The organism is Bradyrhizobium jicamae (genome assembly GCF_001440395.1).
Taxonomy (GTDB): Bacteria; Pseudomonadota; Alphaproteobacteria; order Rhizobiales; family Xanthobacteraceae; genus Bradyrhizobium; species Bradyrhizobium jicamae.
In genome coordinates this window covers 122,614-140,325 of record NZ_LLXZ01000004.1, presented here as the reverse complement: position 1 = coordinate 140,325, position 17,712 = coordinate 122,614, and the positions used below count along the sequence as shown (strand labels likewise).

Annotated in this window: 15 protein-coding genes; 8 read left to right on the top strand and 7 right to left on the bottom strand. The window is 63.9% G+C overall.

The window, feature by feature from the left end; all coding sequences use genetic code 11:
* The first annotated feature begins 94 nt into the window (after window positions 1-94).
* Together CQ12_RS01545 and CQ12_RS01540 are read left to right on the top strand one after the other, a co-directional pair.
* Window positions 95-1,006 (top strand): sugar kinase, encoded by a 912-nt coding sequence (locus tag CQ12_RS01545; protein WP_057833591.1) that lies wholly within the window; start codon window positions 95-97, stop codon window positions 1,004-1,006.
* 19 nt (window positions 1,007-1,025) lie between these two features.
* Complete coding sequence (locus tag CQ12_RS01540; RefSeq protein ID WP_057833590.1) at window positions 1,026-1,946, top strand: ribokinase; 921 nt, start codon at window positions 1,026-1,028, stop codon at window positions 1,944-1,946.
* Window positions 1,947-2,082: 136 nt separating this feature from the next.
* On the opposite strand, the gene CQ12_RS01535 is transcribed toward CQ12_RS01540, so the two are convergent.
* Window positions 2,083-3,303: an NAD(P)/FAD-dependent oxidoreductase gene (locus CQ12_RS01535; protein ID WP_057833589.1), complete on the bottom strand. Its 1,221-nt coding sequence runs from the start codon at window positions 3,301-3,303 to the stop codon at window positions 2,083-2,085.
* Window positions 3,304-3,577: 274 nt separating this feature from the next.
* On the opposite strand from CQ12_RS01535, the gene CQ12_RS01530 reads away from it, so the two are divergent.
* Window positions 3,578-4,369, top strand: a complete 792-nt coding sequence (locus tag CQ12_RS01530) for an enoyl-CoA hydratase/isomerase family protein (protein WP_057833588.1) — start codon at window positions 3,578-3,580, stop codon at window positions 4,367-4,369.
* Window positions 4,370-4,498: 129 nt separating this feature from the next.
* Here CQ12_RS01530 and CQ12_RS01525 read toward each other — a convergent pair whose 3' ends face one another.
* Window positions 4,499-6,205 (bottom strand): IlvD/Edd family dehydratase, encoded by a 1,707-nt coding sequence (locus CQ12_RS01525; protein WP_057833587.1) that lies wholly within the window; start codon window positions 6,203-6,205, stop codon window positions 4,499-4,501.
* Between the two features lie 166 nt (window positions 6,206-6,371).
* Between CQ12_RS01525 and CQ12_RS01520 the strand changes: the two genes are divergently transcribed.
* On the top strand, window positions 6,372-6,671 hold the full coding sequence (locus CQ12_RS01520; RefSeq protein WP_057833586.1) for a Gfo/Idh/MocA family oxidoreductase: 300 nt from the start codon (window positions 6,372-6,374) through the stop codon (window positions 6,669-6,671).
* Window positions 6,668-7,360, top strand: a complete 693-nt coding sequence (locus CQ12_RS01515) for a GntR family transcriptional regulator (protein ID WP_057833585.1) — start codon at window positions 6,668-6,670, stop codon at window positions 7,358-7,360. The genes CQ12_RS01520 and CQ12_RS01515 overlap by 4 nt, the downstream gene beginning before the upstream one ends.
* Here CQ12_RS01515 and CQ12_RS01510 read toward each other — a convergent pair.
* Window positions 7,357-8,181, bottom strand: coding sequence for an NAD-dependent epimerase/dehydratase family protein (locus CQ12_RS01510; protein ID WP_057833584.1), 825 nt, complete (start codon window positions 8,179-8,181; stop codon window positions 7,357-7,359). The genes CQ12_RS01515 and CQ12_RS01510 overlap by 4 nt on opposite strands.
* Window positions 8,182-8,275: 94 nt before the next feature.
* Here CQ12_RS01510 and CQ12_RS01505 point away from each other — a divergent pair, with 94 nt between their 5' ends.
* Entirely contained in the window at window positions 8,276-9,244 is a 969-nt protein-coding gene (locus CQ12_RS01505) for an SMP-30/gluconolactonase/LRE family protein (RefSeq protein ID WP_057833583.1), read from the top strand.
* 24 nt (window positions 9,245-9,268) lie between these two features.
* Here the strand turns inward: CQ12_RS01505 and bla are convergent, their stop codons facing one another.
* From bla to CQ12_RS01490, 3 genes are all read right to left on the bottom strand, one after another.
* A complete protein-coding gene (gene bla, locus CQ12_RS01500) occupies window positions 9,269-10,159 on the bottom strand; it encodes a subclass B3 metallo-beta-lactamase (RefSeq protein WP_057833623.1) in 891 nt (296 codons plus the stop codon).
* A 151-nt stretch (window positions 10,160-10,310) separates the two neighbouring features.
* The gene (locus CQ12_RS01495) at window positions 10,311-11,741 is read right to left on the bottom strand and encodes an aldehyde dehydrogenase family protein (RefSeq protein WP_057833582.1); all 1,431 of its coding nucleotides are present in this window, start codon (window positions 11,739-11,741) and stop codon (window positions 10,311-10,313) included.
* Window positions 11,742-12,083: 342 nt separating this feature from the next.
* Window positions 12,084-14,450, bottom strand: coding sequence for a transketolase (locus tag CQ12_RS01490; RefSeq protein WP_057833622.1), 2,367 nt, complete (start codon window positions 14,448-14,450; stop codon window positions 12,084-12,086).
* A 137-nt stretch (window positions 14,451-14,587) separates the two neighbouring features.
* On the opposite strand from CQ12_RS01490, the gene CQ12_RS01485 reads away from it, so the two are divergent.
* Both CQ12_RS01485 and CQ12_RS01480 read left to right on the top strand, forming a co-directional pair.
* Window positions 14,588-15,049: an Lrp/AsnC family transcriptional regulator gene (locus CQ12_RS01485; protein WP_057833581.1), complete on the top strand. Its 462-nt coding sequence runs from the start codon at window positions 14,588-14,590 to the stop codon at window positions 15,047-15,049.
* Between the two features lie 819 nt (window positions 15,050-15,868).
* Entirely contained in the window at window positions 15,869-17,008 is a 1,140-nt protein-coding gene (locus CQ12_RS01480) for a DJ-1/PfpI family protein (RefSeq protein WP_057833580.1), read from the top strand.
* Between the two features lie 109 nt (window positions 17,009-17,117).
* On the opposite strand, the gene CQ12_RS45845 is transcribed toward CQ12_RS01480, so the two are convergent.
* The coding region (locus CQ12_RS45845) for a zinc-binding dehydrogenase (RefSeq protein ID WP_245309675.1) at window positions 17,118-17,712 on the bottom strand (595 nt) is incomplete at its 5' end.

Sequence of the window (17,712 nt, the reverse complement as noted above, 5' to 3'; positions counted from 1 at the left end):
CGGTTGCGAATAATTTCAGCGAATGCATCCGATAACCGGTGCTAATGTCTGTACGCCGGGCCGGGACCACCCCTCAGCTCATGACGGAAAACGAATGCAGGCTCTCTTCATCGGACAGACCTATATCGACGTTACCTTCATCACCGACCACATGCCGACCGGCGACGAAAAACATGTGGCCTCGGCCTACGCGGTGTCGTTTGGCGGCAATGCCGTAACGGCGGCGTTCTGCTGCGCCAAGCTCGGCATCGTGCCCGACCTGATCGCCACCGTCGCGAACGACTGGCTCGGCCGGATGTTTCAGGACATGAGCGCGAAATACGGAATCTCGATCCATCCGCGCAAGGTCAACTCCTCGTCACTGTCGTTCATCATGCCGAAGGACGGCAAGCGCGCCATCGTTCGCTGCCGCGACGACGAGCATATCCACCCTTTCCCGATGCTGAACCTGAAGGGCTGCCGCGCGCTGCATATCGACGGCCACCAGCCGGACGCCGCCATCCATTACGCAAAGCTCTGCCGTGAGGATGGCATCCTGACATCGCTCGACGGCGGCGGCCTGCGCACCAACACCCATGAACTGCTGGAATTCATCGACGTCGCCATCGTCGCCGAGCGGCTGTGCGAGCAGATGGACAAGACGCCGGAGGCCATGCTCGACTACCTCAAGAGCCGCGGCTGCAGGGTCGGTGGCGTCACCATGGGAGAGCAAGGTCTGCTCTGGTATGACGAGACCGGCGCCGTCCGCAGGCTGCCGGCGCTGCCGATCGCGGCCGAGCGCGTGCTCGATACCAACGGCGCCGGTGACGTATTTCATGGCGCTTACGTATTCTCGTATCTCAACAATCCGGCCAAAGGCTGGCACGAGCATTTCGAGTTTGCGCGCGCGGCCTCGACCTATAAGATCCAGCGCCTCGGCAACGAGGCTGGACTACCGACGCTTGCCGATATCGATGCCGTCAGGCAGGAATTCCAGATCGGGCGCAAGAAGGAATTTTGGGACTAGACGATCCGTGAGAAGCAATTTGGGGCGCGTATTCGTTGCCGGCAGCATCAACATGGATGTGGTGGCGACGGCTGACCGGCATCCGAAGGTCGGCGAGACCGTCGCTGGCAAAGCCGTTCACTATTTTCCGGGCGGCAAGGGCGCCAACCAGGCAGTGGCCGCCGCCAAGCTCGGCGCCGCGACCGCGCTGGTCGGCCGGCTCGGCACGGACGCGTTTGGCCAGCAGTTGCGGACGTTCCTCGCCGCGCAGGGCGTCGATCTCGCTCTGGTCAAAGACACCGCTGACGCGCACACCGGCACCGCCGTCATCACCATCGCCGACGCCGACAACACCATCGTGGTGGTGCCCGGCGCCAATGCGCTGGTCAGCGCCGAGGACGTCGCCGCGCCTGCGCTCGCCAAGGGCGACATCGCCGTCAGCCAGTTTGAAATCCCGCAAGCCACGATCGGCGCGTTCTTCAAGCGCGCACGCGCAGCCCGCGCGACCACGATCCTCAATCCGGCGCCGGCCGTCGCCTGTGCTCCCGGGCTGCTCGAACTCGTCGATATCCTCATTCTCAATGAAACCGAGCTTGGGCTTCTTGCGCAGACCGCGCTTCACGACACCGACGAGCCTGCCCGCTTCATTGACGCCGCGCGGCGCCTGCCAACCGGCCCGGACACCATCATCTGCGTTACGCTGGGCAAGCGCGGCGTGCTGGCGCTGATCGGTGGCGAGCCTTCGCTGATTGCGGGCCGCGCCGTGAAGACCGTGGACACCACCGGCGCCGGCGATTGCTTCGTCGGCGCCCTCGCCGCGCAACTCGCCAATGCAACGCCGATCCGCGACGCCCTCGCCTACGCCAATGCCGCCGCCTCGATCTGCGTGCAGCGAATGGGCGCCGCGCCGTCGATGCCGACGACGGCGGAGGTGGATGAATTGCTCGCAAAGCACGCCTGACTTCGTAGGGTGGGCAAAGCCACCGGGTCGCGCGAATGCGCGCCCGATGACAGGCTCCGCGTGCCCACCATTCCTGCGAAGCGCGTGATGGTGGGCACGGCGCAAACGCGCCTTTGCCCACCCCTACAAGTCCGGCTTAAGTCAGCGCGCTCTTCAGGTCGAAGCCGGTGTCCGCCGCCTGCTCCGGCGTGATTGATCCGTTGGCAGCAAACAGGCGCCGGCCGAACATGTGATCGCCCGCGCGATTGACGGATTCGATGCCGACCAGGCGTCCGTCCCTGTAGCAAAAGGCGGAGAACGCCCCGGCGGCGCGATCGCCACGCACCACCACGCGGTCGTAGCCGGTGGTCAATCCCACCATTTGCAGCTTGTCGGGACCCTGATCGCTCCAGAACCACGGCACGCCGTCATAGGGTTTGGCATCGCCGGTCAGCCGGGCCGCGACGCAGCGCGCGTGGTCGGTGGCGTTCTGCACCGACTCCAGCCGCAGCGAGCCGCCGAACCGGGGGCTCTCATAGAGCGCGCAATCGCCGATCGCCGAAATATTGGGATCGGCGGTGAGCAGATGCTCGTCGACGATGATGCCCGACGCCACCGGCAGGCCAGCCTGCGCCGCCAGCTCGACATTGGGCAGCACGCCGACGCCGACCACGATCAGGTCTGCCTTCAGGTGCCGGCCATCGCTGAGGCTGACGCCGGTGACCTTGTGGCCGTCGCTCTCGATGCTGGTAACCTGCACACCGAGATGAATGCGGATGCCGGCCGCGGTATGCCGCGATTGGGAGAATTCCGAGATCTCGGCCGTCACCGCGCGCGCCATCACGCGCGGGGCAAGTTCGACGACATCGACTTCGAGGCCCTTGCCCCGCGCCGTCGCCGCGAACTCCAGGCCGATGAAGCCGGCGCCGATGACGACGACGCGCTGCCCCGCCGTGATGTAATCGCGCAGGGACTGGCTTTCATCGAGCGTCCGCAAATAGCGCACGCTGTCGAGATTGGCGTTGGGAATGTCGAGCAGGCGATTGCGGGCGCCGGTCGCCAGCACCAGATGGCCATAGTCGAGCGAAGCGCCGGAGGCGAGCGCCACCTTGCGCGCCGTGCGGTCGATCGATACCGCGCGATCGGAGATCAGCTCGATGTTCTGGTCAGAATAGAATTTTTCGGGCCGGAACATCAGGCTGTCGGGCCCACCGGTTCCTTTCAGATAGGCCTTGGACAGGGGCGGCCGCTGGTATGGCAAATGGCCTTCATCGTTCAGCAACGCGATGCGTTCGGAAAAGCCGTGCTGGCGCAGCGAAGCCGCAAGCTGATAGCCGGCGTGGCCCGCGCCAATGATGACAATTGTTCCTGCCGTCATAGGGACATCCTACGTTCGAGCACACGGGAATGACCCATGTCGTTTCCTCTCCAGTGATTTTGGCTTGCCTGTCTCGTCCCCTGGGCGCGGCGCTCGTGTCCGTCCCGAACGATGACGGGCGCTATCTGACCTTATGGCACGCGGAGACGCAAGGGGTGCCGGTACCCCTGAGGGCGGCCTCTGCTGCATTTTTGCGGGTCCAGTCCCGGGGATTGTCACCTCCCGCCTTCTCTATTTAAATGCCCGGCCCACCCTCGCGCCCCGAGGCCTTGCCATGTCGACATCAGATGATACCACCGCCCCTGCCCTGCTCAGGATCGAGGGCCCGATTGCGACCATTACGCTCAATCGCCCCGCGGCCTTCAACTCGATCAACCTCTCGATCGCGCAAAAGCTCGAACAGCTCGGCGCCGAGGTCGAGGGCAACGCCGATGTCCGGGTGCTTGTCATCGAGGGCGAAGGCCGCGCCTTCTCGGCCGGCGGCGATCTGCAGACCATCGGCGCCGCCGCCGCCAACGATACGGTGGCGCCCGTGGTCGGGGAATTATTGAAGCACTATCACGCCTTCATCGAAACGCTGCGGCGGATGCCCAAGATCGTCCTCTCCAGCGTCAACGGCTCCGCCGCCGGTGCCGGCATGGGACTCGCCTTCGTCACCGACCTCTGCATCGCCGCCGATGACGCCCGCTTCACGCCGGCCTATGCCAAGATCGGCGTCTCGCCTGATGGAGGCAGCACGGTCGGCATGGTCGGCACCGTCGGCACCCGCCGCGCGCTGCAGATATTTCTGGCTGAGGACAGTTTTACCGCGCAGCAGGCCTATGAATGGGGCCTGGTCGCCCGCGTCGTTCCGGCCGCAGAGTTGAAAGCGGAAACGCGCAAATTCGCCGAACGGCTGGCGCAGAACCCGCCAGCGGCCATCGCGGGCACCAAACCGCTGGTCTATCGGGCCGCGGTGTCGCCGGTAAGGCAGCAGCTCGATGCCGAGGAAGCGAACATCATCGACGCCATGCTCACCGAGGATTTTCGCGTCGCGGTGAAGAAGTTCACCAGCAAGGGGAAGTGAGACCGTTGGCGGGGCCGTCTCCGCTGTCGTCCCTGCGAACGCAGGGACGACAGATCAATTTGGGCAGATATGCCCCCGTCCCCGATGGCGACTTGAAGCCGACTGATTCCGTGATAGGCGCCAGCCCGGCTATTCCTTCCCCTGCCTGCGCATGAAGTCGAAATCGCAGCCTTCGTCGGCCTGCAGGATGGTCTCGTTGAACAAATGCGCATAGCCGCGCCTGGCCCAATCGGGCGTGGCGGCCGGCGCGAGCGCCGCACGGCGTTTCTCAAGTTCAGCGTCATCGACCAGCAGGTCGATGCTGCGTTTCGCAACGTCGAGCCGGATCATGTCGCCGTTCTTCACCAGCGCCAACGGGCCGCCGACGGCGGATTCCGGCGTGATGTGCAGCACGATGGTGCCGAACGCCGTTCCGCTCATGCGCGCGTCCGATATCCGCACCATGTCCTTGGTACCGCCGCGCGCGAGTTTCTTCGGGATCGGCAGATAGCCGGCTTCCGGCATGCCCGGTGCACCCTTGGGACCGGCATTGCGCAGCACCAGCACGTCGTCGGCGTTGACATCGAGATCGGGATCGTCGACCCGCAGCGTCATGTCCTCGACGGACTCGAACACCACGGCGCGGCCGGTATGCTGCAGCAGTTTCGGGCTCGCCGCCGATTGCTTGATGACCGCGCCACGCGGCGCGAGATTGCCGTGCAGCACCGCCATCGCGCCTTCGCTCTTGATCGGATTGTCGCGGGGACGGATGGCGTCCTGTCCCGGAACATCCTCCGCTTCAGCCACAACCTCGCGCAGCGTCTGCCCCGTAATGGTCTTGGCGTCGAGATCGATGAGGTCACCGAGTTGCGCCATCAGTTTCGGCACGCCGCCGGCATGGTGGAAGTGCTCCATGTAATGCTCGCCTGACGGCTTCAGGTCGACGAGCACGGGCACCTCGCGGCCGAGCTTGTCGAATGTGTCGAGGTCGATCTTGTGCGGCGAGCGATGCGCGATCGCGGTGAGATGGATCAAACCATTGGTCGAGCCGCCGATGGCCTGCAGCACTACCTGTGCGTTGCGGAACGAGGCCGGGGTCAGCAATTCGCTGGGCTTGGGCCCCTTCGCCTTGGCCATTGCGGCAGCGGCCCTGCCGCTCGCTTCCGCCGAACGGAACCGCTCCGCATGGGGAGCCGGGATCGTTGCGCTCATCGGCAGCGAGAGTCCCAGCGCCTCGGTAATGCAGGCCATGGTGCTGGCGGTGCCCATCACCATGCAGGTGCCGACCGACGGCGCCAGCCGGCCGTTGACGTCCTCGATCTCGACATCATCAATTTCGCCGGCCCGATATTTTGCCCACAGCCGCCGACAGTCGGTGCAGGCGCCGAGCACCTCGCCCTTGTGATGCCCGACCACCATCGGGCCGACGGGAATAACGACGGTCGGCAGATCGGCGGAGACCGCGGCCATGATCTGCGCCGGAAGGGTCTTGTCGCACCCGCCGATCACCACCACCGCGTCCATCGGCTGGGCGCGGATCATCTCCTCGGTATCCATCGCCATCAGATTGCGCAGATACATCGACGTCGGATACGCAAAGCTCTCGGCGATCGAGATCGTCGGGAACACCATCGGCATCGCGCCCGACAGCATCACGCCGCGCTTCACGGCTTCAATGATCTGCGGAACGTTGCCGTGACAGGGATTGTAGTCGCTGTAGGTATTGGTGATGCCGACGATCGGCCGATTGAGCGCATCGTCGGAATAACCCATGGCCTTGATGAACGCCTTGCGCAGGAACAGCGAGAAGCCAGCATCGCCGTAACTCGTCAGTCCCTTGCGAAGTCCATCGGCCATTTTTTCTTCCTGTCGGTTATCTCTGGGGCACTTAAGGAGCCAGGCAGATTATTGTCAATATTTGATCATTCGCACCTGCAGCGCCGGCAACTCATCGACAAATAGCAGCATTATTGACAATAATGCGCTTGCATGCTGATTTTCGCTCCAAACCGGAAACGCGCCCATGACCCGAGTGTTGCGCATTGGCCTCATCGGCGCCGGCATGGTGAGCCGCCATCACCTCCTCGCCTCGGCCAGCCTATCAGATCAAGCCCGGGTCGTGGCGATCGCCGATCCGTGTGCGGAAAACGCCGCGCGGCGTGCGAGTGAGTTCGGGATCTCGCAGACCTTCCCGGACGCCGAGGCGATACTCTCCGCGACGGAACTCGACGCGATCGATATCGCAGCGCCGCAGGACAATCTCGAGACCTTGCGCCTGGTTGAGGATTGCTATCGGCTGGCGGGCTGGGAGGCCTCGCGATGAAGCCGCAGGAATCTTTGACCGAGACTTCCGCGCCGACGCGCGAGGAGGAACAGGCCGAGGTCATCCGCCGGCTGGAAGAGGACATCATCTTCGGCCGCTTCGCGCCGGGTTTGCGGCTGGTCGAGGACACGCTGATGCAGCGCTACGGCGCCAGCCGGCATTTTGTGCGGCAGGCGCTGTTCCAGCTCGAACGCCAGGGCATCGTGCTGCGCGAGAAAAATATCGGCGCCACCGTGCGGTTCTATTCGGCCGAGGAGGTGCGCCAGATCTACGAGGTACGGGAGATGCTGACACGGCAGGCCGCGCTGATGATTTCCCTACCGGCCCCCGCCGGCCTGATCGAGCAGCTGACCGAGTTGCAGCGGCAATATTGCGCCAAGGCCGACGCGCAGGATCTGCGCGGAATCCACGAGGCCAATGACGCCTTTCACGTCGCGCTGTTTTCCGCTTGCGGCAACCCGTATCTGGTGCGTTCGCTGCAGGACTACATGAACCTGACGCTGCCGATGCGGGCGAAGAATCTCGCCGACCGGGACGGCCTGGCGCTGTCGCGCCGCCAGCACGAATTGATGATCGAACTCTTGAAGGGCCGCGACAGCTGGGCGCTGGCCCAGCTCTGCGTCGACCACATGCAGTTCAGCAAGTCGGATTATCTCGGGCGGATCGCCGCGGATGAGAGCAAGCGCTAGCGCTTGCTCCAATCCACGATCCCGCTCTTGTCGCCGTCGAACTCCATGCTGCAGAACGTGCCGCCCTGGTAGTAATCACCCACCGGGTCCGGCTTCAGCTTGGCCTGCTCGGCCATCGCGTGTTCGCGGAAATCTTCGCCGCGACCGGTCGGGCGATAGCCCAGTTCGTAGGCGCGGTGATTGTCCCACCAGGCGCGCTCGTTGTAGGAAGCACCATAGAAGATCTCGAAATGGATATCAGGATGATCGAGCCCGATGCGGCAGAGCTGCACGAGGTCCTCCGGCTTCAACCAGATCGAAAGCCGGCGATGGTCGAGCGGCATCTCGCCGAAATTGCCGATCCGCAAGCAGGTCACGCCAAGCCCGTGCTTGTCGGCATAGAGCGCGCCGACCGCTTCGCCGAACACCTTGCTGACGCCGTAACGGCTGTCGGGGCGCGCGGTGACGTCGGTGCCGATCCGGTGATGGCGCGGATAGAAGCCGACCGCGTGGTTCGACGAGGCGAACACCACGCGCTTGACGCCCTTTTTCCGCGCCGCCTCGAACAAATTGTAGCCGCCGATGATGTTGGACTGCAGGATCGAATCCCAGGGACCTTCCACCGAATAGCCGCCGAAATGCAGGATGCCGTCGACGCCTTCGCAGATCGCCTCGACCTGCGCGATATCGGCGAGGTCGGCCGCCTTGAACTTTTCGTCCTTGCCGAGATCGGCCGGCGCCTTCAGATCGCTCAGCAACAGGTCGGGATAGATCGGCGGCAACAGCTTGCGCAGGGATGTGCCGATCCCGCCGGCAGCGCCGGTCATCAATATGCGTGGCATTTGTTTCCTCTTGGTCTCGCGACTAATTTGCGGTCATTAGCCGACAATGATAGCAAATCCAACTACTGGGGAAACGCAACAACGAGAACAGCAAATGTCCGATGCAGCATCGCATTCCGCCGGCTGGCGCCCGGCGACCTATTATCCCGATCCGGCCATCCGTGCACTCGATCCGCGCTTTGAAAAATACTGGCTCAAGCTCTCGTCCGTAGAGCGGCTGACCACCGGGCTGCGCTGGGCCGAAGGGCCGGTGTGGTTCGGTGACGGGCGGTATCTCTTGTGCAGCGACATCCCGAACCAGCGCATCATCAAGTGGGAAGAGGAGACCGGCGCGGTAAGCCACTTCCGCAAGCCGTCGAACTTCGCCAACGGCAATACCCGCGACCGTCAGGGGCGGCTCGTCACCTGCGAGCATGGCGGCCGGCGGGTGACCCGCACCGAATATGACGGCTCGATCACCGTGCTGATCGATTCCTTCGACGGCAAGCGGCTGAACTCGCCCAACGACGTGGTCGTGAAATCCGACGGCTCGATCTGGTTCACCGATCCGACTTTCGGCCTGCTCGGCAACTACGAGGGCTACAAGGCCGAGCCCGAGATCGACGCCAACGTCTATCGGCTGGATACCGCGACCCGCAAGGCCACCATCGTCGCCGAGGGCGTGCTGGGACCGAACGGGCTCGCCTTCTCTCCGGATGAGAAGATTCTCTACATCATCGAATCCCGCGGCGTGCCCAACCGCAAGATCCTCGCCTATGACGTCTCACCTTCCGGCGACAAGCTTTCCAACAAGCGCGTGTTTGTCGATGCCGGTCCGGGCACGCCCGACGGTTTCCGGGTCGATATCGACGGCAATCTCTGGTGCGGCTGGGGCATGGGCGATCCCGAGCTCGACGGCGTGGTCGTGTTCGCGCCCGACGGCGTGATGATCGGCCGCATTGCGCTACCTGAGCGCTGCGCCAATCTCTGCTTCGGTGGCGTGAAGCGGAACCGTCTGTTCATGGCCGCGAGCCAGTCGATCTACGCGCTCTATGTGAACACGCAGGGCGCGCCGGGGGGCTAGGTCCCCGCGCGCCTCGGCGTCAACTCACCCCTTCTTCTCCTGCGCGGCGGCGGTCTGCTTGGCGAGCGCGTCTTCAAATGCCTTTTCCAGTGTCGCCGCGTAGTCGTTGAACTCGCCGGGATTGACGAACGGATTGGGCGCGCCATCCGACAGCTTGGCGCGCTTTTCCGCCATCTTGTACATTTCCGGATGCGGCGCGAGCAGCACATCCACCTTCATGTCCTTGGCGCGCGCGAACGTCTTGCGATAATCGGCGACGATCCCGGAATAGGTCGGATTGGGGACGAGGCGGTTCAGCGCGACGGTGCCGCTGCAGAAGATGAGCACCGAGCGCGTGGCATCGCCGTCCTTCACGGCGAATTCCCAGCTCGTGCAGCCCGGCGAATGTCCCGGTGTTTCGCGTGCGGTCAGCGTGACATCGCCCGCCGTCACCTTGTCGCCCTCGCGCACCGTGCGATCGACCTTCACCGGCGGAAACTTGAGCGCGTCGTCCTCCTGCGCGCCCGGATAGTAGCCGCCTTCGAGCAGCGGCTTGTCGGCTTCGCCGGCGACCATCTGGGCACCGCTGGCCTGTTTCATTTCGGCAAGGCCGCCGGTGTGATCGATATGCGCGTGGGTGTTGACGAGGTATTTGATGTCCGTGAGCTTGAAGCCGAGTTTTTCGATGTTCGCCTTGATCTGCGAGGTCGCTTCCGGCATCACCGTGTCGACCAGGATATGGCCCTGCGGCGACGTGATCAGGTACGACGCCAGGCCGTTGGTTCCGACATAATAGACATTGCCGATCATCTTGAACGGCTCGGTCGGCGTGTTCCACTTCACCCTGAGGCTTTCGAGCAGATCCTTGACGGTCTGCGCCTGCGCGGTTCCGGCGAGCGACATTAGCGCGATGAGCGCAACTGCGATCTTCTTCACAGGCATCCTCCATCTTTTCTTATTGCGTCGTCGCCATTGTCGGCTCGCGCATCGACGTCAGTTTTAGCCTGACGGCGATTCTGGTCAAAAAAATGCCGGCCGCGGTTCCGCAGCCGGCATCTTTCATCAACGGCGCGAGCGCCGCATCGATTTACGCGGCGTTGTAGCCGGCGACCGCCTTGACCTCGAGATACTCCTCAAGGCCGTACTTGCCCCACTCGCGACCGTTGCCGGACTGCTTGTAGCCGCCGAACGGCGCGGTGCGGTCGTTCGGCACGCCCTGCAGGTTGACGTTGCCGGCGCGGATCTGGCGGGCGACGCGACGCGCGCTTTCCACCGTATCGCCCGAGACGTAACCGGCGAGACCATAGGGCGTGTCGTTGGCGATTTTCACCGCATCTGCTTCATCCTTGGCGCCGATGATCGTCAGCACCGGTCCGAAGATTTCCTCGCGCGCAATCGTCATTTCGTTGGTGACGTCGGCGAAGATGGTCGGGCGGACGTAGAAGCCCTTGTTGACGCCCTCTGGCAGTCCGGGACCGCCGGCGACGAGCGTTGCGCCCTCGTCGATGCCCTTCTTGATCAGCGCCTGGATCTTGTCCCACTGGATGCGCGACACGACGGGGCCGATGGTGGTGCCTTCGGCGCGGGGATCGCCGGCCTTGGTCTTGTCGGCGACGCCCTTCGCAATGGCGGCGACTTCCTTCATCTTCGACAGCGGCACGATCATCCGCGACGGCGCGTTGCACGACTGTCCCGAGTTGTTGAACATGTGCATCACGCCGCCGGTGACGGCCTTGGTGAGGTCGGCGCCTTCGAGGATGACGTTCGGCGACTTGCCGCCGAGTTCCTGGCTGACGCGTTTCACGGTCGGTGCCGCACGCTTGGCGACGTCGACGCCAGCGCGGGTCGAGCCGGTGAACGAGATCATGTCGATATCAGGATGCTCGGCCATCGCGGCGCCGACTTCGGGGCCGAGGCCGTTGACGAGGTTGAACACGCCCTTCGGCACGCCGGCTTCATGCAGGATTTCGGCGAAGATCAGCGCCGAGCTCGGGGTGAATTCGGAGGGCTTCAGGATCATGGTGCAGCCGGCGGCGAGCGCGGGCGCGACCTTGCAGGCGATCTGGTTGAGCGGCCAGTTCCAGGGCGTGATCATGCCGATGACGCCGACCGCTTCGCGCACGACGACGGCCGTGCCGATCGTTTCCTCGAAGTGGTAGTTTTTGAGGACTTCCAAAGTGGAGGCGATATGGCCAAGGCCGGCGCCGGCCTGCAGGCGTTCGGCCATTGGCAGCGGCGCGCCCATCTCGTCGGAGACGGCGGCGCCGATCTCCTTCATGCGGCCCTTGTAGACCTCGATGATCTTTTCCAGCAGCGCGATGCGCTCTTCGCGGCTGGTCTGCGAAAAGGTCAGGAAGGCGCGCTTGGCGGCGGCAACGGCCTTGTCGAGGTCGGCCTTGGAGCCGAGCGCAACTTCATACATCGCTTCTTCGGTCGCCGGATTGACGACGGGGGTGGACTTCTTGACGGCGGGATCGACCCAGGCGCCATCGATGTAGAATTGCATGCGATTGACCATCGGAAACCTCTTTGTCTCGGAGCAAATGGAGGGGAACGAAAGCGTTCGGCAGGCATCCTTGCACGAAAGCCGGGGCAGTTGAACCCGCCATATGCGGGGTGCCGCGATGCGGCAGGCGCTGGATATAAGATCAGGGATGCGAGGGTGGCAAGGTGCGGCGTTTGCTTACCCGCCCCTCGAGGGGGCGGGTCGGCTCGCATGGAGCGCAGCGCAAATGCGAGACGGGGTGGGGTGACGGTCTCTCCACATCCGACAGTAACCGAGTGGTGGGACTGTCACCCCACCTCGGTTCGCATTTCATGCGAACCGATCCTCCCCCTCCAGGGGAGGATAAGAAGAAAATCACACCGCCGTCTTCCGGTGCCGCACCGGCGCGCCTACCGTGAGGCTTTCCGCCGCGTCGATGATGGCGTTGGCGTCGATGCCGTAGTGGCGGTAGAGGTCGCCGATGGTACCGGTCTGGCCGAATTGCTCGACACCCAGCGCCTCAAGCCGGTGGCCGCGGACGCTGCCGAGCCAGCCGAGCGCGGCCGGATGACCGTCGATCACGGTCACGATGCCGCAGTCGCGGCCGAGCGGCGCCAGCAGCTTTTCAATGTGGCTGAGATGCTGGATGCCACGGCGGTCACGGCGCAAATTCCGCGCCGCGGACCATCCGGCATGCAGCCGGTCGGCGGAGGTTACCGCCAGTAAACCGACGTCGCGGTGGCTTTCGCCGATGAACCCCACCGCCTCGATCGCCTCCGGCGCCACGGCCCCGGTATAGGCGATCACGATATCGCAGTTCGGCCCCGGCGCGCGCAGCCAGTAGGCGCCCTCGGCGATGTCGCGCTGCAGGTCCGGTGTCATGATCCGCTGCGGCTGATCGATGGTGCGGGTCGACAATCGCAGATAGACCGAACCGCCCTCGCCGCCTTCGCGCTGCATATGGCGGAAGCCCCACCCCATGATCGCGGCGAGTTCATCGACGAAGGCCGGCTCGAACGAGGCCAGCCCGTCCTGCGCCATGCCGATCAGGGGCGTCGCGATCGACTGGTGCGCGCCGCCTTCCGGCGCGAGCGTGATGCCCGACGGCGTCGCCACCACCATGAAACGCGCATCCTGGTAGCAGGCATAGTTCAGCGCATCGAGGCCGCGCTCGATGAAGGGATCATAGAGCGTGCCGACCGGCAGCAGCCGCTCGCCATTGATCTGATGCGACAGCCCGAGCGCCGACAGCATGATGAACAGGTTCATCTCGGCGATGCCGAGTTCGAGATGCTGTCCCTTCGGTGAAAAATCCCAGTTGAAGGTCGAGGGAATCTTCTCCTGCCGGAACAGGTCGTGGTTTTCGGCTTTGGCAAACAGCCCGCGGCGGTTGACCCAGGCGCCGAGATTGGTCGACACGGTGACGTCGGGCGACGCGGTGACGATCCGCGCAGCCATTTCGGTGTCTCCGCGCGCGAGCTCGTTAAGCACCAGCCCGAAGCCCTGCTGCGTCGACATCTGCGCCGCCGGCTTGAAGGCGAGTTGTTGCGGGACCTCGATCACGGGCGCGCTCAGTCGGCGGCGGCCTTCCTGGTTGAACGGCGCTGCCGCCAAAAATGCTTCAAGCTCGGCAGGCGCCTGCGACAGGCCCTCGAACTTTTCCCATTCATGGCCGGAACGGATGTTCTGCGCGGCGCGCCACTTCTCCATCTGCGCCACCGTCATCAGGCCCGCGTGGTTGTCCTTGTGGCCCTGCATCGGCAGACCGACGCCCTTGATGGTGTAGGCGATGAAGCAGACCGGACGATCGTGATCGATCGCTTCGAACGCCTCGATCATGCTCGCCATGTCGTGGCCGCCGAGATTGGACATCAGCGCCAGCAATTCCTCGTCGCTGCGGCGATCGATCAGTTGCGACACCTGCCCCTGATCGCCGATGTCGTCCTGCAGATGTTTGCGAAACGCGGCGCCGCCCTGGAAGCACAGCGCCGCATACATCTGGTTCGGGCAATTATCGATCCAGCGCCGCAACGCCTCGCCGCCGGGCTCGGCAAACGCCGCCTGCATCAGGCGGCCGTATTTGACGATCACGACCTCCCAGCCGAAATTGCGGAACATCGTCTCGAACTTGGCCCACAGCCCTTCGCGTACGACGGCATCGAGACTCTGGCGGTTGTAGTCGACGATCCACCAGGTGTTGCGCAACGCGTGCTTCCATCCCTCCAGCAGCGCCTCGAAAATGTTGCCCTCGTCCATCTCGGCGTCGCCGACAAGCGCAATCATCCGCCCCTCCGGGCGATCCTTCATCCAGCCATGCGCGGTGACGTAATCCTGCACCAGCGAGGAGAACAGGGTTTGCGCGACACCGAGGCCGACCGAGCCGGTGGAGAAATCGACATCGTCGGCGTCCTTGGTGCGCGACGGATAGGACTGCGCGCCCTTGTAGCCGCGGAAGTTTTCCAGTTTTTCGCGGGTCTGGTGTCCGAACAGGTACTGGATGGCGTGAAACACCGGGCTCGCATGCGGCTTCACCGCGACGCGATCCTGCGGACGCAGCACGGAGAAGTACAGCGCCGACATGATGTTGGCGAGCGAGGCGGACGAGGCCTGATGGCCGCCGACCTTGAGGCCGTCCGCGTTGGGCCTGACATGGTTGGCGTGATGGATGGTCCACGACGACAGCCACAAAGCCTTGCGCGCCAGCGCGGTCAGCATTTCCAGGCGTGCGGGCTCGATTGGCATGGCCATGCTCCGGAGGCGTTCAGTATGCGCCGATTTTAGCGGGCGACAGGACACCAAAATTCTCAATTTGCTGCGACATACCGCCCAGTATTGGGATAGTTTACCACAATCGGCCCCAAAACCACGAGTTTATCCCAATGCCATCCCTCGACGCCATCGACCGCAAGATCCTCGGCCTGCTGCAATCCGACAGCCGCATGACCATGCAGGAGCTCGCCGACAAGGTCGGGCTGTCGGTATCGCCCTGCCATCGCCGCGTGAAGCTTCTGGAAGAGCGCGGCGTCATCACCCGCTACATCGCGACCGTCGACCAGAAATCGCTGGGGCTCCATGTCAGCGTCTTCATCTCGATCAAGCTGGCGCGGCAGAAGGAGGAAGACCTCAACCGCTTTGCCAAGGCGATTTCGAAATGGGACGAGGTGCTGGAGTGCTATCTGATGACCGGCAACCGCGATTATCTTCTCCGCGTCGTCGCGGCCGACCTCTCCTCCTATGAGGCGTTCCTGAAGAACAAGCTGACGCGGCTCGACGGCATCGCCTCGATCGAGTCGAGCTTTGCGCTGAGCCAGGTGAAGTACTCGATCGCGCTGCCGGTGTGATGTAGCTTTCTCCCCGTCACGTTAACTTGTAGCCCGGATGAGCGAAGCGATATCCGGGGTGGTGGTAGAGTGGTCCCGGATGTCGCTACGCTCGCAATGACGCTGATATAGTTTCGCGATCTCGCGACATGTTTGCCCGAGGTTTGCACCTTCGTTTGCCCCTCATCAAGATTAGAGGGCGCAGGGAAGACCGGGTGCTTGCTGCACCCGAGGTCTCGCGTGCCGTTGCGCATAGCAAAAGTTGCACACGAGCATACAGGTACAGCGGAAACACTCCGGCCTTCCCTGCGCAATGGCTTTACGGCTTACTTCGTGCTCTTCCCGGAGAACGGCTCTTTTGCCTCCGTCGCCTGCGCTTCTTATCGCACGCTTAACGCCAGCACCGCGGCGCCCGAACCACACGACTTCACCGTACGCCTCATGTCACGCACGTCCTCGTGACATCGGCGTCCATCGCATCTCACCGCGCGTTCGTGACGATGGCCAACGCCCCTCATCTTGCCGTGAGACGGGCTGAGTTATGCGACTGATTTGGGTGAGAACGAAAGCGGAATATTTTTGAATCACGACCTTGACATGATTTCTGAAAATCAGAAGTGATTTGCTTGCCGCGGGTCGCCGGTCGTAGGGTGGGCAAAGCGAAGCGTGCCCACCATCAGGCAGCGCGTTCGGTGATAGATGGTGGGCACGCTTGCGCTTTGCCCACCCTACGGTTCTTTCTTCGCCGCATGACCGTTTTCGCGGGATTTGCGTCATTTCCAGCTGGATATAGCGGCGGTAGACTCGGGTTCAAATCAGGGAATACCGAGCAAGGAAGTCATGACATCGCGACGTCTGTTGTGGAGCGCCTTGGGCGCTGTCGCACTTCTCGCCATCATCGGCGCAGGCTGGCTGTGGTCGCTGCCGCCGGCACCATCCCTCACGGCGCAGCCGCCGATCGCGCAAGCCGAGCGCGACGCGACGGTCGCGGCGTTGAAGCCGCCGAAGCGACAGCGGCCGCTGGTCGCGATCATCGGCATCAACGACGCTACCGAGACCACCGATTATCTGATGCCCTACGGCATCCTGCGCCGGGCCGACGTCGCCGATGTCATAATGCTGGCGACGAAACCAGGGCCGGTGACGCTCTATCCGACGCTCAAGGTCGAACCGCAGGCGACGATTGCCGAGTTCGACGCGCAGCATCCCGATGGCGCCGACTATGTGATCGTGCCTGCCATGAGCAGGGATGACGACCCCGAAGCGCTGCAATGGATCAGGGGGCAGTCGGCCAGGGGCGCGATCGTGATCGGCGTCTGCGTCGGCGCCAAGGTGGTGGGCGATGCCGGGCTGCTGCACGACAGGCAGGCGACGACGCACTGGTATTCCGTCAAGGAGCTGCGCGGCAAGCATCCGACCATGCGCTATGTCAGGGATCGGCGGCTGGTGGTGGACAATCGCGTAGCGACCACGACAGGAATTACGGCGTCGATGCCGATGTCGCTGACACTGATCGAAGCGATCGCCGGCCGCGACAAGGCCCGCGCCGTCGGCCGGGAGATCGGCCTTCCCGAATGGGACGCGCGGCACGACAGCGACGCGTTCAAATTCACGCGCCCGTTTGCGCTGACGGCCATCGGCAACACCGCCGCTTTCTGGTCGCATGAGCAACTCGGTATCGAACTCAAGAACGGCGTCGACGAGGTGTCGCTGGCGCTGATCACCGACGCCTGGTCGCGGACCTATCGCTCGCAGGCGGTGACGTTTTCCCGTTCGGCCGGCGCGCAGCAGAGTCGCGGCGGCCTGAGGATCATTCCGGATCAGGTCGTGGCGAACTGGCCGGCGGCGCGATTGCTGCCGGCGAGCGATGCGAAACCCGCGGAAGCGTTGGATAACGCACTGGTGGGCATTGCTGCGCGTTACGGAACGAAGACAGCCGACTTCGTCGCGATGCAGCTTGAATATCCGAAGCGCCCGTAGGGTGGGCAAAGGAGCGCTAGCGACGTGCCCGCCATCTATCACCGATCGTGCTGCTTGATGGTGGGCACGCTTGCGCTTTGCCCACCCTACGGCTCGCTGCTGCGCCCCCTCACCGCCACGGCTCGACGATGATCTTGGTGTGCACTTCCGGGTTGGCGAGATCGGCGAACGCCTTGGCGACGCCGTCAATGCCGACGCTGGCGGTGACCATCGAGGCGGCGTCGACCTGCCCTTCTGCGATCAAGCGCAAGGAATAGGCGAACTCTTCCGGCGTGTAGCCCAGCACGTATTGAACGTTGAGCTCCTTGAGGATGCCGAGCATCGGCTCGGCGCGGTCGGTTTCCATACAGACGCCGACCACGACGATGCGCGCATCGCGCGGCGCGCCCTCGAACACCTGCTGGATCAGGCCGGGCACGCCGACGCATTCGAAGATCAGCGCAGGCTTCAGCGCCGGCAACAGCGCCTGTAGCGGCGGACGTGCGGCTTTTTCCTCCGGCGACATCTGGGCGTGTTCGGCCCAGGTCGCGTAGGGATGCGAGCGCGCGGGATCGACGACGATGTCGGCGCCGAGCTTTTCAGCAAGCGCGCGGCGGGCCGGCGAATAGTCCGCGGCGACGATCGGATGCAATCCCCGGATCTTCAGCGCCGCGATGACCGCAAGCCCGACCGGGCCGCAGCCGATCACCAGCGGCACCTCGCCT

Excerpts from the sequence above, each read along its gene's own strand:
- CQ12_RS01535 (WP_057833589.1), bottom strand. The coding sequence starts at position 3,303 with ATGACGGCAGGAACAATTGTCATCATTGGCGCGGGCCACGCCGGCTAT.
- CQ12_RS01480 (WP_057833580.1), top strand. The coding sequence starts at position 15,869 with ATGACATCGCGACGTCTGTTGTGGAGCGCCTTGGGCGCTGTCGCACTT.
- CQ12_RS01485 (WP_057833581.1), top strand. The coding sequence starts at position 14,588 with ATGCCATCCCTCGACGCCATCGACCGCAAGATCCTCGGCCTGCTGCAA.
- CQ12_RS01530 (WP_057833588.1), top strand. The coding sequence starts at position 3,578 with ATGTCGACATCAGATGATACCACCGCCCCTGCCCTGCTCAGGATCGAG.
- CQ12_RS01545 (WP_057833591.1), top strand. The coding sequence starts at position 95 with ATGCAGGCTCTCTTCATCGGACAGACCTATATCGACGTTACCTTCATC.
- CQ12_RS01505 (WP_057833583.1), top strand. The coding sequence starts at position 8,276 with ATGTCCGATGCAGCATCGCATTCCGCCGGCTGGCGCCCGGCGACCTAT.
- CQ12_RS01495 (WP_057833582.1), bottom strand. The coding sequence starts at position 11,741 with ATGGTCAATCGCATGCAATTCTACATCGATGGCGCCTGGGTCGATCCC.
- CQ12_RS01510 (WP_057833584.1), bottom strand. The coding sequence starts at position 8,181 with ATGCCACGCATATTGATGACCGGCGCTGCCGGCGGGATCGGCACATCC.
- CQ12_RS01525 (WP_057833587.1), bottom strand. The coding sequence starts at position 6,205 with ATGGCCGATGGACTTCGCAAGGGACTGACGAGTTACGGCGATGCTGGC.
- CQ12_RS01490 (WP_057833622.1), bottom strand. The coding sequence starts at position 14,450 with ATGCCAATCGAGCCCGCACGCCTGGAAATGCTGACCGCGCTGGCGCGC.
- CQ12_RS01520 (WP_057833586.1), top strand. The coding sequence starts at position 6,372 with ATGACCCGAGTGTTGCGCATTGGCCTCATCGGCGCCGGCATGGTGAGC.
- CQ12_RS01515 (WP_057833585.1), top strand. The coding sequence starts at position 6,668 with ATGAAGCCGCAGGAATCTTTGACCGAGACTTCCGCGCCGACGCGCGAG.